The organism is Streptococcus mitis, assembly GCF_002860865.1.
Classification (GTDB): Bacteria; Bacillota; Bacilli; order Lactobacillales; family Streptococcaceae; genus Streptococcus; species Streptococcus mitis_AT.
Genome location: NZ_PKIE01000001.1, coordinates 812,133 through 827,373 on the forward strand (window position 1 = coordinate 812,133; position 15,241 = coordinate 827,373).

Consider the following 15,241-nt stretch of genomic DNA (forward strand, 5'->3'; position numbering starts at 1 on the left):
TTCTGGGAACTAAATCGAATTAAGCTTCGATTTCTGTAACCATACCTGAACCAACAGTACGTCCACCCTCACGGATAGAGAATGTAGTACCTTGTTCTACGGCGATTGGGTGGATCAACTCAACGTCGATTGTCACGTTATCACCAGGCATTACCATTTCAGTACCTGCTGGAAGTTCGATTGAACCTGTAACGTCAGTAGTACGGAAGTAGAATTGTGGACGGTAGTTGTTGAAGAATGGAGTGTGACGTCCACCTTCTTCTTTAGTAAGGATGTAAACTTCACCTTTGAATTTAGTGTGTGGGTTGATTGAACCTGGTTTAGCGATAACTTGTCCACGTTCGATTTCATCACGTTGAACACCACGAAGAAGGACACCTACGTTATCTCCGGCAAGACCTTCGTCAAGTTGTTTACGGAACATTTCAACACCAGTAACAACTGCTTTTTGAGTTTCTTCTTTGATACCAACGATTTCGATTTCGTCGTTGACTTTAACGATACCACGGTCGATACGTCCTGAAGCAACTGTACCACGTCCAGTGATTGAGAATACGTCTTCGACTGGAAGAAGCAATGGTTTGTCAGTGTCACGTTCTGGTTCTGGGATGTACTCATCAACTGTGTTCATCAATTCCATAACGATGTCTTCGTATTTAGTGTCACCTTCAAGGGCTTTAAGAGCTGAACCTTGGATAACTGGAAGATCGTCACCTGGGAAGTCGTATTCTGACAATAGGTCACGGATTTCCATTTCAACCAATTCAAGCAATTCTTCGTCGTCAACCAAGTCAACTTTGTTCATGAAGACGATAAGGTGTTTAACACCAACCTGACGTGAAAGAAGGATGTGCTCACGAGTTTGTGGCATTGGTCCGTCAGTTGAAGCTACTACAAGGATAGCTCCGTCCATTTGAGCGGCACCAGTGATCATGTTTTTAACGTAGTCCGCGTGTCCTGGAGCGTCGATGTGAGCGTAGTGACGTTTTTCAGTTTCGTACTCAACGTGCGCAGTGTTGATTGTGATACCGCGTTCGCGTTCTTCTGGAGCAGCATCGATAGACGCATAGTCTTTAGGTTGGTTAACTGATGAAGGCAAGCGACGTGCCAAAACAGTTGTGATAGCTGCAGTTAGGGTAGTTTTACCGTGGTCAACGTGTCCGATAGTACCAATGTTAACGTGTGGTTTACTACGATCGTATTTTTCTTTTGCCATTTGAGTAAAAGCCTCCAATAAAATATATTTTATAGATAGACAGTAGGCAATACAGTCTAACTTTCCTTACTATTTTATCAAATTTCAGCTAAATTGCAAGTGTTTTACAAAGTTTTTGTGAATTATTCTTAATCTACTAATCTAAACGGTATTTCTACTCCCATCACTTCTTTAATGAAAAAGAAAAATCAGGAATTTCCTGATTTTTACTTAGCTAATTCTCTTTCTCGTTCTTTCATTATTTTATGATTTTCATACAAACGTGATAAAAACTTAGAAATTTCTTTTAAGATAGAATAGGTTGGTACTGCGACAATCATGCCAATGACACCATAGATATTACTTGATAACAAAAGTAATACTAAAATCGTAATTGGATGAACCTTCATCACTCCACCAACGATTCGAGGGTAAAGGATGTTCCCATCTACTTGTTGAATAATCAACATATAAACAACTGCAATCAGCATTCTATGGGGATCAGTAAAGACATTGGCGATAATCATCGGAATCAAACCAATACTTGGACCTACATAAGGAATGAGATTGGCTAATCCTGAAAAGATAGCGAAGACCAAAGCGTATTTCAAACCGATTACGCTATATCCGATAAAGGCCAAACAGCCAATAATAATCGCATCAATGGCAACTCCACTAATATATCGAGCGATTGTAGCATTCAAATTCTTTAATAGGCCTGCAATATGCAACTTATCTCGCTTTAAAACAGTACGTTCAAGCATCGGCAAGAACTTGTTACCATCTAACAAAAAATAAATTAAGAACACAGGGGTCATGATAATAATTAACACAGTACTAAAGAGCGCAGATAGGACACTTCCAACACTATTGGTAACACTGTTTAGAATATTTTGTAGAATATCTACATAGGAGAGATTTAACTGTTGAATCGTCGCTTGAATATCTAAATTTTGAAAGGCTGGATAAGTAGATAAATCCACAATCAAATCTTGCAAACGTGTCTGACTTGTTGCTATCAAACTGGTCAACTGATTAATCAAAATCGGTAAGAGATAGACTACCCCAATAACTAGCCCCCAGACCAAGGCGCACAAGGTTAGTAAAATACCAATGATACGGTTAATTTTGAAATACTTTTGTAAAAAATTTACAATAGGATTTGTCAAATAATATAAAAAACCACCTAAAAGAAAGGGAATCATTATAGTGTTTGCAACGCTTACAAAAGGTGTAATAATCGCTCCCATCTCTCTCCATAAATAAAAGATAATGGTTAATAGTAAAATCTCACTGGTCCAAAAAAATAATTTATTCTTACGAAACATGAGGTACCTCCATTTATCTATTTTACCACACTTTCAAAAAAACTTCTTTCTTATATCATGAAACTGGGAATATTTTTTTCTTTATGATAGAATAAACTTACTATGAAAAAAATAATTTTAACTCTCCTAAGCCTATCCGTGATTGGGTCAGCATCTACTGTTGCTGCTCAAGATTTTAATATTGCTGCTAAACATGCAATTGCTGTTGAGGCAAATACCGGTAAAATTCTCTATGAGAAAGATGCAACCCAACCAGTTGAAATCGCTTCAATCACAAAATTGATTACGGTCTATCTTGTCTATGAAGCCTTGGAAAACGGCAGTATTACACTATCAACTCCGGTAGATATTTCTGATTATCCTTACAAATTAACGACAAATTCTGAAGCAAGTAATGTTCCTATGGAAGCTCGTAATTATACCGTTGAACAGCTACTTGAAGCAACACTGGTATCTAGTGCCAACAGTGCAGCTATCGCCCTAGCTGAGAAAATTGCTGGCTCAGAAAAAGATTTCGTCGATATGATGCGGGCAAAGCTCTTGGAATGGGGCATTCAGGATGCCACTGTTGTCAATACGACGGGTCTTAACAATGAGACTTTAGGGGATAACATTTACCCAGGATCTAGAAAAGATGATGAAAACAAGCTCAGTGCTTATGATGTCGCTATCGTTGCTCGCAATCTCATCAAAAAATACCCACAAGTCTTGGAAATCACGAAAAAACCTTCTTCTACTTTTGCTGGAATGACAATCACTTCTACCAACTACATGTTAGAAGGTATGCCTGCTTATCGCGGTGGTTTTGATGGCCTTAAGACAGGAACAACAGACAAAGCTGGAGAATCTTTTGTTGGTACTACTGTCGAAAAAGGGATGAGGGTTATCACAGTTGTTTTGAATGCAGACCATCAAGACAATAATCCTTACGCTCGCTTCACAGCTACATCGTCACTAATGGATTATATCTCTTCTACATTCACGCTTCGTAAAATCGTTCAAAAAGGCGATGCCTACCAAGATAGTAAAGCTCCTGTACAAGATGGAAAAGAAGATGCGGTCACTGCCGTTGCCAAAGATGATATCACTCTTATTGAACGTGTTGGGGGACAATCGTCCCAAACTATTCAATTCACACCTGATTCTAAGGCAATACCAGCACCACTTGAAGCCGGAACTGTGGTTGGACATTTGACTTATGAAGACAAGGACTTGATTGGTCAAGGTTACATCACCACAGAACGTCCTAGTTTCGAAATGCTAGCAGAAAAGAAAGTTGAAAAAGCTTTCTTCTTAAAAGTTTGGTGGAATCAGTTTATCCGATTTATCAACGAGAAATTATAAAACATACTGAGCAAAAGATTGCTCCAAAATAGAAACAGACCAAAAAGTCTTTAAAGTCAAAAACGCATAGTATCAGGTATTAAAAAAACTTGATATTATGCGTTTTATTGTGGTAATATTTACTTCGTTTTCTCCTAAAATTGAATTTTATCCCATTCTTTTTTGAGATATTTTATTCATTACTTTAGGAAGACAATTACTAATTTCCGTTGGCAAGACCACATAATGTTCTTGAGCTAGTTCTTGAGCAATAGCTGAATGAAGATGGGTCGCTACTGTCACACGTTCGTAGAGACTGGTCTGTCGGAATTGGCCTGCAAATCCTGCAATCATTCCAGCAAGAGTATCTCCCATTCCCCCAGTCGCCTGATAGGGACCGCCAACCTGTAACTGGTAATAATCAGATTGGCCAGCTTGCCAAATACGAGTAGCTGGACCTTTCTCTACCAAAATTGTTCCTTGAGGGAAGGAAGTCAGGGCACTAGCCGTTGCATCTTCCTTTTGCTTTTCAATCGTAATTCCAGATAATTTTTCCCATTCTTTTTGGTGAGGAGTTAGGATAAGCTGGTTAAACGGAAATGACAAACTTGTTCTAGCAATAATGGTCAAAGCACCTCCGTCTACAATCAAAATCTGATTTTGGCTTAAACTAGCAAAGACTTGTTTTACTATATCTTCTCCAAAAGCATTGTCTCGTAAACCAGGACCCAGTAAGACAACTTCTTCCTTCTCCAGTTGCTCTTTTAACAATTGCTGGTCTTGCAGAGAAAAGGCCATAGCCTCAGGTAAATGGTTGTGCAGAGCTGGAATATTTTCCCTATCTGTTCCAACAGTCACCAATCCTGCACCGCTTTTTACAGCTGCCAAAGCAGCCATGATGATGGCACCACCATAAGGATAAGTCCCACCCAGCAACAGTAGACGACCGTAGTCTCCTTTATGACTGGTACGAGAACGTTCAATAATGACTTTTTCTAGTAGATCTTGATCAATCACTTTCATCTTTTTTCCTCTCGCTTTTATTATACAACAAAAAGGAGGCACAGACCTCCTTTTGTAATTTTATTTTTACAATTATTGTATCCCATTTCAGATATATCTATAGAAAATACACTCTCTTCAGCGATTTTTCTCTTATTTTCTATCCAATGTCCGAAGTGCTGCCTGATAAGTTTGCTCCATTAGCATGGTAATGGTCATAGGACCAACACCTCCAGGGACTGGCGTAATATGGCTAGCAAGTGGGGCAACTGCCTCATAATCCACATCCCCACAGAGCTTGCCATTTTCATCACGATTCATCCCAACGTCAATGACTACCGCACCTGGTTTAACAAAGTCATCAGTCACAAACTTGGCACGACCGATTGCAACAACCAGAATATCAGCTTTTGCAGCCACCTTAGCAAGATTATGGGTGCGTGAGTGAGTCAAGGTCACTGTTGCATTCTTGGCCAAAAGAAGCTGGGCCATGGGTTTTCCAACAATGTTTGAACGACCGATGACAACCGCATTTTTACCTTCTAATTCAATCCCATATTCATGAAACATTTCCATAATTCCTGCAGGTGTTGATGGAATCATGACTGGATGACCAGACCAAAGGCGTCCCATATTTAGAGGATGGAAACCATCCACATCCTTTTCTGGGTCAATGGCCAACAAAACCGCCTCTTCATCAATGTGTTTTGGTAATGGCAACTGGACCAAAATTCCATGCCAAGCTGGATCCTGATTATATTTAGCAATCAGGTCTAACAATTCCTCTTGAGTAATAGTCTCTGGAACTCGCACTACTTCGCTACGGAAACCAGCCGCAAGGGCAGAACGTTCCTTGTTGCGAACGTAGACTTGGCTAGCTGGATTGTCCCCAACCAAAATCACCACCAAACCAGGTACTAGCCCCGTTTCTTCCTTTAATCTTTCAGTCTTTTCAGCCAGCTGTCCTTGTAACTTAGCTGCTAGAGCCTTCCCATCAATAATCTGTGTCATATCACTTCTCTTTTCTTTCAAATATCTTCCATTATACCAAAAACTGCTAATCCCCTCTAACACTTCTTTCCTAGGCTATCTTATAGTTTCAAACTATAAGAAAAAGCCCAGTTCGAGCTTTTCATTAATCTATATTTTATATGTAAAATTGGCTACAAATAGCTAAACAAAGCTAACTTATAAAACCTTACTCAAGAAGTCTTTAGTCCGTTGTTCTTGGGTTTGTTCAAAAATCTGCTCAGGTGTTCCATCTTCAACAACCACGCCGTCTGCCATAAAGATGACACGATCTGCCACCTCACGGGCAAATCCCATCTCATGTGTTACGATAACCATAGTCATTCCTGATTTGGCTAGATCTTGCATAACAGCCAACACCTCACCTACCATTTCAGGGTCCAAGGCTGAAGTTGGCTCGTCAAAAAGCAAAACATCTGGTTCCATGGCCAAACCACGCGCAATGGCAATCCGTTGTTGCTGTCCACCTGACAAACTCTGTGGATAAGCAGTTGCCTTATCTGGTAAACCAACTTTTTCCAAAAGTTCCTGAGCTCTCTTCTCTGCAACTTCCTTACTTTCACCTTTGGTCTTGATAGGAGACAAGGTGATATTTTCCATCACAGTCATATTAGGAAAGAGATTAAATTGTTGGAAAACCATGCCCATCTTCTCACGCATGGCAAACAGATCATTCTTCTTGTCCGTAATATCGACTCCTTCAAAGATAACCTTCCCCTTGGTCGCTTCTTCTAACAAATTCATAGAACGAAGCAAGGTAGATTTCCCGCTTCCTGAAGGACCGATGATGACGACAACCTCTCCTCTTTTAATCTCGAGGTTGATGCCCTTCAATACTTCATTCTTTCCAAAGGATTTATGTAAATTTTCAATTTTTATCAAGGTTTCTGTCATTATTTTTTATCTCCTTGTCCCATACGTTTTTCAAAAGCTTTCAAGGCTACTGTCAAAATAGAAGTCATAATCAAGTAATAAAAGGCTGCAAATAAAAGTGGTGTTAAAGGTAGATAGGTTGTTGTAGAAACTGTTGTAGCCCCATTCCACAACTCCATGACACCGATAGCTGATAAGAGGGAACTATCCTTGATAATAGTAATAAATTCGTTCCCCAATGCTGGCAAGATATTTTTGATTGCTTGTGGCAAAATCACATATCTCATAGCATTTTTAGGACGAATTCCTAGCGAATAAGCCGCTTCTAGCTGACCTTTTGGAACCGCATTAATCCCAGCACGAACAGTCTCAGAAACATAAGCACCACTGTTCATAGAGATAATCAAAATCCCTGGAATCAAACGAGAAAGGTCAACACCCAAAATTCCAACCTGAATAGTCGGGGCATTGATGTGCATAAGGGCAAAGGCAATCATAATCTGAACCATCATCGGTGTCCCACGGAAAATCCAAACGTACAAGTTGGCCAGCCAGACAAGCGGTTTAAACTTTGAACGTTGCCCAAAAGCCAAGACAACACCCAAAATGGTTCCCAAAAAGACCACACAGATAGAAATGAGAACCGTCACAACAGCCCCATAGTTAAAATAAGGTAAATACTTAGGTAAAAAAGAAAAATTCATAATCACACTGCTTTCTAAAATAGAATACTGTATGATTATAACATGTATTGAATTAAAATTCAAACTTTTTATCCGATTTATTCAAAAAAACTTTCAGCTGGTAGAATTAGCGAGAAATCTTAGTTTTTTCTAGTCAAGTTGGCCTCCTTTATGGTAAAATAGTAACGATAAGAAATGAAGGAGAATCAAAATGGAATCACATTTGGTTAGAATCATCAACCGCCTTGAAGCAATGGCAAAAGACGGCGGAAATTTAAAACGTAATTTTGAACGCGAAGGAGTTGTTGTTGCAGAAGTTGCATACAGCCACGACGAAGAAAACGGCTCAATCTTTACCCTGCGTGATGTCGAAGCTCGCGAAACTTATACGTTTGACAGCATTGACTTGATTGCAATGGAGATTTACGAACTCCTTTACTAATACAAAACAAGCTGGGATTACACCCTGCATGTCTAACCAAAATCCTTTTTGTCTCACAAATAGGATTTTTTTATAGTCCAAATTCACAAAAATTTTCATTGTAACAACTTCTCAAAGCTGCAATCTTTTTACTTGCTTTACACCCCAATCCTGTTATAATGAGAGTATAGAAATTTGACTATTTTTGACCTTTGAACAGGTCAGGCTAAAGAAAGAAATGAGGTAGATGTATGCTTTGTCAAAACTGTAAAATTAACGACTCAACAATTCATCTTTATACCAATCTCAATGGAAAACAAAAACAAATTGACCTCTGTCAAAACTGCTATAAGATTATCAAAACAGATCCTAACAACAGTCTCTTTAAAGGTATAACGGATTTGAACAATCGTGACTTTGATCCCTTTGGTGATTTCTTCAACGACCTAAACAATTTTAGACCTTCTAGCAATACTCCTCCGACTCCCCCAACCCAATCAGGTGGGGGTTACGGTGGAAATGGCGGTTATGGTTCCCAAAATCGTGGATCTGCTCAAACTCCGCCACCAAGCCAAGAAAAAGGCCTGCTAGAAGAATTTGGTATCAACGTAACTGAAATTGCCCGTCGTGGAGATATTGACCCCGTTATTGGGCGTGACGATGAGATTATCCGTGTCATCGAAATTCTCAATCGCAGAACCAAGAATAATCCTGTTCTTATCGGTGAACCAGGTGTCGGAAAAACTGCCGTTGTCGAAGGTCTAGCTCAGAAAATCGTTGATGGCGACGTTCCACATAAACTCCAAGGTAAACAAGTCATCCGTCTGGATGTGGTTAGCCTAGTTCAAGGAACGGGTATCCGTGGACAATTTGAAGAACGCATGCAAAAACTCATGGAAGAAATTCGTAAACGTGAGGACATCATCCTCTTTATCGATGAAATCCATGAAATTGTTGGTGCTGGTTCTGCGGGCGATGGAAATATGGATGCAGGAAATATCCTCAAGCCCGCCCTTGCTCGTGGAGAACTGCAACTAGTCGGTGCTACTACCCTCAATGAATACCGTATCATTGAAAAGGATGCTGCTCTCGAGCGTCGTATGCAACCTGTTAAGGTCGATGAACCAACAGTGGAAGAAACAATCACTATCCTCAAAGGCATTCAAAAGAAATACGAAGACTACCACCACGTTCAGTATACCGATGCTGCAATTGAAGCAGCTGCAACTCTTTCCAATCGCTACATCCAAGATCGCTTCTTGCCTGACAAGGCCATTGACCTCCTAGATGAAGCTGGTTCTAAAATGAACTTGACCTTGAATTTTGTGGATCCTAAAGTAATTGATCAACGCTTGATTGAGGCTGAAAATCTTAAATCTCAAGCTACACGAGAGGAAGATTTTGAGAAGGCCGCCTACTTCCGTGACCAGATTGCCAAGTATAAGGAAATGCAAAAGAAAAAAGTCACAGACCAAGATACACCTATCATAAGCGAGAAAACTATTGAGCACATTATCGAGCAGAAAACCAATATCCCTGTTGGTGATTTAAAAGAGAAAGAACAATCTCAACTCATCCATCTAGCCGAAGATCTCAAGTCTCATGTTATTGGACAGGATGATGCTGTCGATAAGATTGCCAAGGCTATTCGCCGGAATCGTGTCGGTCTCGGTACGCCTAACCGTCCAATTGGAAGCTTCCTCTTTGTCGGGCCAACCGGTGTCGGTAAGACAGAACTTTCCAAACAACTAGCCATTGAACTTTTTGGTTCTGCTGACAGCATGATTCGCTTTGACATGAGTGAATACATGGAAAAACACAGCGTTGCTAAGTTGGTCGGTGCCCCTCCAGGTTATGTTGGTTACGATGAGGCTGGGCAATTAACTGAAAAAGTTCGCCGCAATCCATATTCTCTTATTCTCTTGGATGAAGTAGAGAAAGCCCATCCAGATGTTATGCACATGTTCCTCCAGGTCTTGGACGATGGTCGTTTGACAGATGGGCAAGGACGTACCGTTAGCTTCAAGGATGCCATCATTATCATGACCTCAAATGCAGGGACAGGTAAGGCTGAAGCCAGCGTTGGTTTTGGTGCTGCTAGAGAAGGACGTACCAATTCTGTTCTCGGTGAACTCGGTAACTTCTTTAGCCCAGAGTTTATGAACCGTTTTGATGGTATTATCGAATTTAAGGCTCTCAGCAAGGATAACCTCCTTCAGATTGTCGAGCTTATGCTAGCAGACGTTAACAAGCGCCTTTCTAGCAACAATATCCATCTCGATGTGACAGACAAGGTCAAGGAAAAATTGGTTGACCTCGGTTATGATCCAAAAATGGGAGCACGCCCACTCCGCCGTACCATTCAAGACTATATAGAGGACGCAATCACTGACTACTACCTTGAAAATCCAAGCGAAAAAGACCTCAAGGCAGTTATGACCAGCAAAGGCAAGATTCAAATCAAATCTGCCAAAAAAGCAGAAGTTAAAACTTCTGAAACAGAAAAATAAATTCTATAAAAAAGGAGTAGAAAATGAAATGTTTCTGCTTCTTTTTTACTAAAATAACTGTAATTTCTTGACAGCTTGCCCTTTGTCCATTATGATAATAATAACGATACTAGATAATGAGGAAAATGCAATGGCAAACCCAACTTTCGGAGAAAAAAAAGCGAATACAGACTATGTTGCACGCTATGGAGTGTATGCAGTTATCCCTGACGCTGAACAAAAACAAATAGTTTTAGTTCAAGCTCCTAATGGTGCTTGGTTCTTACCAGGTGGCGAAATTGAAGCAGGGGAAAATCATCAGGAAGCCCTAAAACGTGAATTGATTGAAGAGCTTGGATTCACAGCTGAAATTGGTGTCTATTACGGACAAGCTGACGAATATTTCTACTCTCGTCACCGTGATACCTACTACTACAATCCTGCCTACCTCTATGAAGCGACATCTTTCAAGGAAGTTCAAAAACCACTAGAAGACTTTAATCATATTGCCTGGTTCCCTATTGATGAGGCTATTGAAAATCTCAAACGTGGTAGCCATAAATGGGCTATTGAATCTTGGAAAAAACAGCATAAGATTGACTAAATCAAGCGACTTTATTCAAAAAGTGCTATAATAGTATTAGAAAATCGGAGGAAATATTATGAAGCTTATCAATACGACAAACTCACACTCGCAACTTGTAAAAGGCCAGCTAGAGAGTACAGATGCAACCCTTGTTGAGGTCTATTCTGCTGGAAATACAGATGTTATTTTTACCCAAGCTCCGCTTCACTATGAAATCCTCATCTCAAATAAACACCGTGCTATTCGAGAAACTGAAATCGAAGCCATCCAAGAATTTTTCTTGAAACGTAAAATTGATAAGGACTCTATTGATGAAGCCAATATCAAGACACTCTACTCAGAAAAATTAATTGGGATTTCAATTCCAATCAAATAAAATTTTGGAGAGATTAGAAAGCTATTGAACCTTATAGACCAAACATAGGTTCTGACTTGCTTTTTAAATCGTCTCCAATTTTTTATCTTGAGATCTTATCATACAAGATTTTATAGACAAATAATAAAAAAGATTTGATTCTGCTTCTCACACAATCAAATCTTTTTCTTTTATTAAAAACGAATCGTTTCACGTGTTTTCTCATATGAGGTAACAAAGCGGTTGGTTACACCAGGCTCTGCCACTTCCAATGCTTGAGAAATCTTGTCAAATGAAGCGTGATAATCAAATTCTTTTTCAAAAATATCTAAAGCTTCATTGAAGGCTTCTTGGATACGTTCATCAAATGAGCGATAGCGGTTAGAATATTGCAAGAGTTGCTCTGTCAAGGTTGCATACTGTACAATATTATAAGTTTCCGCCTCAAGCTCCTCCATATCCTTCGTTGCAATTTCAAGAATACGATTAACTGATTCTATATTGACTAAGTTTTGTTCTAATTCAGCCATTAGATCTTCCGTATTATTACTTGCTGTAAAGAATAACTTCAAGAAAGTTTGTGGAATACCAGGTAGGTTCCGTTTTTCCATATATCTCTTGATTGTATGGAGACGATTAACATATACATTTGCCTTTTGACGTGCATTGACATCATCTTTCTCAATTCGTGCAAGACGCTCACTAACTGAAATCTGTTCATCTTCAATCTCTTTAAGATTTTCCTGTAAAGATTCAAGATTTTCTTCAAGAATTGAATATGCTTGAGTTGGTTCATCTTGATTTGAAGTTGCCTCAATAATAGCAGTCTCAAAGTTTTCTAATTCACCCTGTAAACGACGAACATGACTTGCATCTGACTCAGAAAGTAAATAGTTTTTACTCAAACGCTCAATGTCTTCTATCAATAAAGCATTATTTTCCTTCATGTGTTGAAGATAAGTAGGAAGTGTTGCTACTAAACCTTCTACTACTTTCTGTGCCGCAATTTCTCTTGTAAAGATATCATAAAGTGCATTAATCTCTTCTTGGATTTGAGTATTTTCGTACTCTGCATTATCCAATTCTAGTTTCGCAATATTCTCATGATTTTTCTTGAGAGCTTCATAAAGCAGTTGGAAACGCGCTTCAATATCCGTTTCAGCAAAATGATAATTAGCATCTAAAAGCTTACGGTAGCCATCTTCTAAATCTTCCAGTTGATCAGGTAGGTCTTTAGATAATGTTGCTACAATTGCTGGTATACGATCAACAATATGCGTTAAAGCCAAGATATGATTTTCAGCATTATCCAAAATCACAGCAGCTTCTACTGGGTCACCTGACGAATTTAAAGTTACAAACTGAGAAAACTCTGATTGGATATTTTCCAATTGTTTTTCAATTTCAGATAAACCTTGGCCATATTCTTCAGAATGATCAGCAACTCGGTGTTGCAACTCTTCAAACAAGTCCAAGGTATGAAGAACACGTCCACTATTTTTAGACTCTTGTTTCTCCAAATCTGCCAAGGCATTGCGAATTGCTGCAATATCTTCTTCAATCAAGGTAATTTGACTCTCGATTTGATCAATTTGATGACTGGCCTTGAAAAAACGGAATGAGTTATTGTAGCCTTCTGCCTCGAAAAGATTATTTTCGATATCGGCAAAAGAATTAAGGGATAAATCAACCCATTTTTGATTCCATTCACGGAAAGTCACCTGACTTTGTCCAATCAAGTGCATATTTTTTACAGCTTCAACTTCATCATTAACTGGAAGATTGTACAGTTCTTCTTTTTTCTCTTCTAAAATTGCTAGTTTACTTTCATTGCGTTTTCGTACATAGATTGCGATAGCATAAGCAATGACCAATAAAACTGCAACTGCAATTATCAAATAAATTACTAGTCTAGCAGACATATTAAACTCCTTTTTTACTTGAAACAATCGTAATGATTATATCATATTTTTTAGACCAAGGGAACTACTTCTCCCGATTTTTTAGACATCAAGTGTACTATAGACAGCATTTTCTTCGATAAACTCACGACGAGGCTCTACTCGATCCCCCATCAACATATCAAAGATTTTATCTGCTTCTGCAGCATCATCCACAGAAACTCTGGCCATCAAGCGATGTTCAGGATCCATGGTTGTTTCCCATAACTGATGGTCGTCCATTTCACCTAGACCCTTATAACGCTGAATAGTCGGTTTGGTACGACCTTCACTGTGGCGGGCCAAGGCCTCTTGGAGTTTGATTTCTTGATCTGCACCTGGCTGGATGTATTCTTTAATCTCGCTTCCAACCTTGACACCATAGATTGGTGGTTGGGCGATATAAACATAACCAGCTTCTAGGATTGGTTTCATATAACGATAAATCAAGGTTAAAAGAAGGGTACGAATGTGGGCTCCATCGACATCGGCATCGGTCATCAAAACGAGTTTTTGGTAACGAGCTTTTGAAACATCGAATTCCGCTCCAAATCCTGTTCCCATCGCTGTGAAAAGACTACGAATTTCTTCGTTAGCAAGAATCTTATCCATGCTAGCTTTTTCAACGTTCAAAATCTTACCGCGAATTGGAAGAATTGCCTGAAACTCACGGTTACGACCAGATTTGGCTGATCCACCAGCTGAGTCTCCTTCGACGATGAAGAGTTCTGTTTCAGCAGGATTGTTAGAAGAACAGTCTGCTAGTTTCCCTGGAAGGTTGGAAATTTCCAAACCAGATTTTTTACGAGTAACTTCACGCGCACGCTTGGCAGCCACACGAGCCTTGGCAGCCAAAATCCCTTTTTCCACGATACGCTTGGCAATCTGTGGATTTTCCATGAGGAAATCGGAGAAGGCTTCACTAAAGAGGCGATTGGTAATCTTGACCACTTCGCTATTTCCCAACTTAGTCTTAGTTTGTCCTTCAAACTGTGGATTTGGGTGTTTAACTGAGATAACTGCAGTTAGTCCTTCACGGACATCTTCTCCTGTTAGGTTGTCTTCATTGTCTTTCAGTAACTTATTTTTACGAGCATAGTCGTTGATAACACGAGTCAAGGCTGTACGGAAACCTTGTTCATGCGTTCCACCTTCATGGGTATGAATATTATTGGCGAAACTCATGACGTTTTCATGGTAACCCGTTGTATACTGCATGGCTACTTCAACTGTGATATCATCCATCTCACCATCTGTGTAAATTGGTGTATCAAAGATTACATCCTTGTTCTCATTGATATATTCAACATAGCTAGCAATCCCACCTTCATAATGGTAATGCTTGGTTTGTTCCAAACCTTCACGCTTATCTGTGATTGAAATTTGAAGACCACGATTTAGAAAGGCCAACTCTTGAATTCGTTTATTTAATTTATCAAAATCAAAGGTTGTTGTTTCAGTAAAGATTTCTGGGTCTGGTGTAAAATGAACCGTTGTTCCAGTTTTATCCGTATCTCCAACCACCTCAAGATCAGCAACAACATGACCACGACGGTATTCTTGGTAATGAATCTTACCGTTTTTGTGGACATGAACATCTAGTTGAGTGGAAAGGGCGTTAACAACTGAGGACCCCACTCCGTGAAGACCACCTGAAACCTTGTATCCGCCACCGCCAAACTTTCCTCCAGCATGAAGGACAGTAAAGACAGTCTCAACGGCAGGTCGACCTGTTTTTTCCTGAATATCGACTGGGATACCACGCCCATCATCGACAACAGTAATCGAATCATCTGGTTCAATAAAAACTTGAATATGGCTGGCAAATCCTGCCAAGGCCTCATCGATTGAGTTATCAACGATTTCCCAGACTAGATGGTGAAGACCTTCTTTTGAGGTTGACCCGATATACATCCCTGGACGCATACGAACAGCCTCTAAGCCCTCTAAAACTTGAATTTGACTGGCATCATAATCTTGTGCCTGCAGATTTTTGATTTCTTCTGTCATCTTATTC

At 39.6% G+C, this 15,241-nt stretch carries 13 protein-coding genes; 5 read left to right on the plus strand and 8 right to left on the minus strand.

Annotation, left to right across the window (positions count from 1 at the left end):
- Positions 1 to 19: 19 nt before the first annotated feature.
- Together tuf and CYK18_RS04070 are read right to left on the minus strand one after the other, a co-directional pair.
- Positions 20 to 1,216, minus strand: a complete 1,197-nt coding sequence (gene tuf / locus CYK18_RS04065) for an elongation factor Tu (protein WP_001040726.1) — start codon at positions 1,214 to 1,216, stop codon at positions 20 to 22.
- Between the two features lie 206 nt (positions 1,217 to 1,422).
- Positions 1,423 to 2,523, minus strand: coding sequence for an AI-2E family transporter (locus CYK18_RS04070; RefSeq protein ID WP_101785226.1), 1,101 nt, complete (start codon positions 2,521 to 2,523; stop codon positions 1,423 to 1,425).
- Positions 2,524 to 2,625: 102 nt separating this feature from the next.
- Between CYK18_RS04070 and pbp3 the strand changes: the two genes are divergently transcribed.
- Positions 2,626 to 3,867, plus strand: a complete 1,242-nt coding sequence (pbp3, locus tag CYK18_RS04075) for a D-alanyl-D-alanine carboxypeptidase PBP3 (protein WP_101785228.1) — start codon at positions 2,626 to 2,628, stop codon at positions 3,865 to 3,867.
- A 147-nt stretch (positions 3,868 to 4,014) separates the two neighbouring features.
- Here the strand turns inward: pbp3 and CYK18_RS04080 are convergent, their stop codons facing one another.
- From CYK18_RS04080 to CYK18_RS04095, 4 genes are all read right to left on the minus strand, one after another.
- Positions 4,015 to 4,869 carry an NAD(P)H-hydrate dehydratase gene (locus CYK18_RS04080; protein ID WP_101785230.1) on the minus strand — a complete coding sequence of 285 codons (855 nt, stop codon included), beginning with the start codon at positions 4,867 to 4,869 and terminating at the stop codon, positions 4,015 to 4,017.
- Positions 4,870 to 5,001: 132 nt separating this feature from the next.
- Complete coding sequence (locus tag CYK18_RS04085) at positions 5,002 to 5,859, minus strand: bifunctional methylenetetrahydrofolate dehydrogenase/methenyltetrahydrofolate cyclohydrolase (protein WP_180947942.1); 858 nt, start codon at positions 5,857 to 5,859, stop codon at positions 5,002 to 5,004.
- Positions 5,860 to 6,036: 177 nt separating this feature from the next.
- The gene (locus CYK18_RS04090; RefSeq protein ID WP_000140957.1) at positions 6,037 to 6,771 is read right to left on the minus strand and encodes an amino acid ABC transporter ATP-binding protein; all 735 of its coding nucleotides are present in this window, start codon (positions 6,769 to 6,771) and stop codon (positions 6,037 to 6,039) included.
- Positions 6,771 to 7,454: an amino acid ABC transporter permease gene (locus CYK18_RS04095; RefSeq protein WP_001011642.1), complete on the minus strand. Its 684-nt coding sequence runs from the start codon at positions 7,452 to 7,454 to the stop codon at positions 6,771 to 6,773. The genes CYK18_RS04090 and CYK18_RS04095 overlap by 1 nt, the downstream gene beginning before the upstream one ends.
- Before the next feature lie 190 nt (positions 7,455 to 7,644).
- Between CYK18_RS04095 and CYK18_RS04100 the strand changes: the two genes are divergently transcribed.
- The 4 genes from CYK18_RS04100 to CYK18_RS04120 all read left to right on the plus strand — a co-directional run bounded on the left by CYK18_RS04100 (position 7,645) and on the right by CYK18_RS04120 (position 11,305).
- Positions 7,645 to 7,875, plus strand: coding sequence for a DUF1797 family protein (locus CYK18_RS04100; protein ID WP_000443570.1), 231 nt, complete (start codon positions 7,645 to 7,647; stop codon positions 7,873 to 7,875).
- A gap of 230 nt (positions 7,876 to 8,105) precedes the next feature.
- Positions 8,106 to 10,364, plus strand: coding sequence for an ATP-dependent Clp protease ATP-binding subunit (locus CYK18_RS04110; RefSeq protein ID WP_101785235.1), 2,259 nt, complete (start codon positions 8,106 to 8,108; stop codon positions 10,362 to 10,364).
- A gap of 130 nt (positions 10,365 to 10,494) precedes the next feature.
- Complete coding sequence (locus CYK18_RS04115) at positions 10,495 to 10,947, plus strand: NUDIX hydrolase (RefSeq protein WP_049521724.1); 453 nt, start codon at positions 10,495 to 10,497, stop codon at positions 10,945 to 10,947.
- A gap of 58 nt (positions 10,948 to 11,005) precedes the next feature.
- Positions 11,006 to 11,305, plus strand: coding sequence for a DUF1827 family protein (locus tag CYK18_RS04120; RefSeq protein WP_020900260.1), 300 nt, complete (start codon positions 11,006 to 11,008; stop codon positions 11,303 to 11,305).
- A gap of 173 nt (positions 11,306 to 11,478) precedes the next feature.
- On the opposite strand, the gene ezrA is transcribed toward CYK18_RS04120, so the two are convergent.
- Together ezrA and gyrB are read right to left on the minus strand one after the other, a co-directional pair.
- On the minus strand, positions 11,479 to 13,206 hold the full coding sequence (gene ezrA, locus CYK18_RS04125; protein WP_101785237.1) for a septation ring formation regulator EzrA: 1,728 nt from the start codon (positions 13,204 to 13,206) through the stop codon (positions 11,479 to 11,481).
- An 81-nt stretch (positions 13,207 to 13,287) separates the two neighbouring features.
- Positions 13,288 to 15,234, minus strand: coding sequence for a DNA topoisomerase (ATP-hydrolyzing) subunit B (gyrB, locus tag CYK18_RS04130; RefSeq protein ID WP_101785239.1), 1,947 nt, complete (start codon positions 15,232 to 15,234; stop codon positions 13,288 to 13,290).
- Positions 15,235 to 15,241 lie beyond the last annotated feature (7 nt).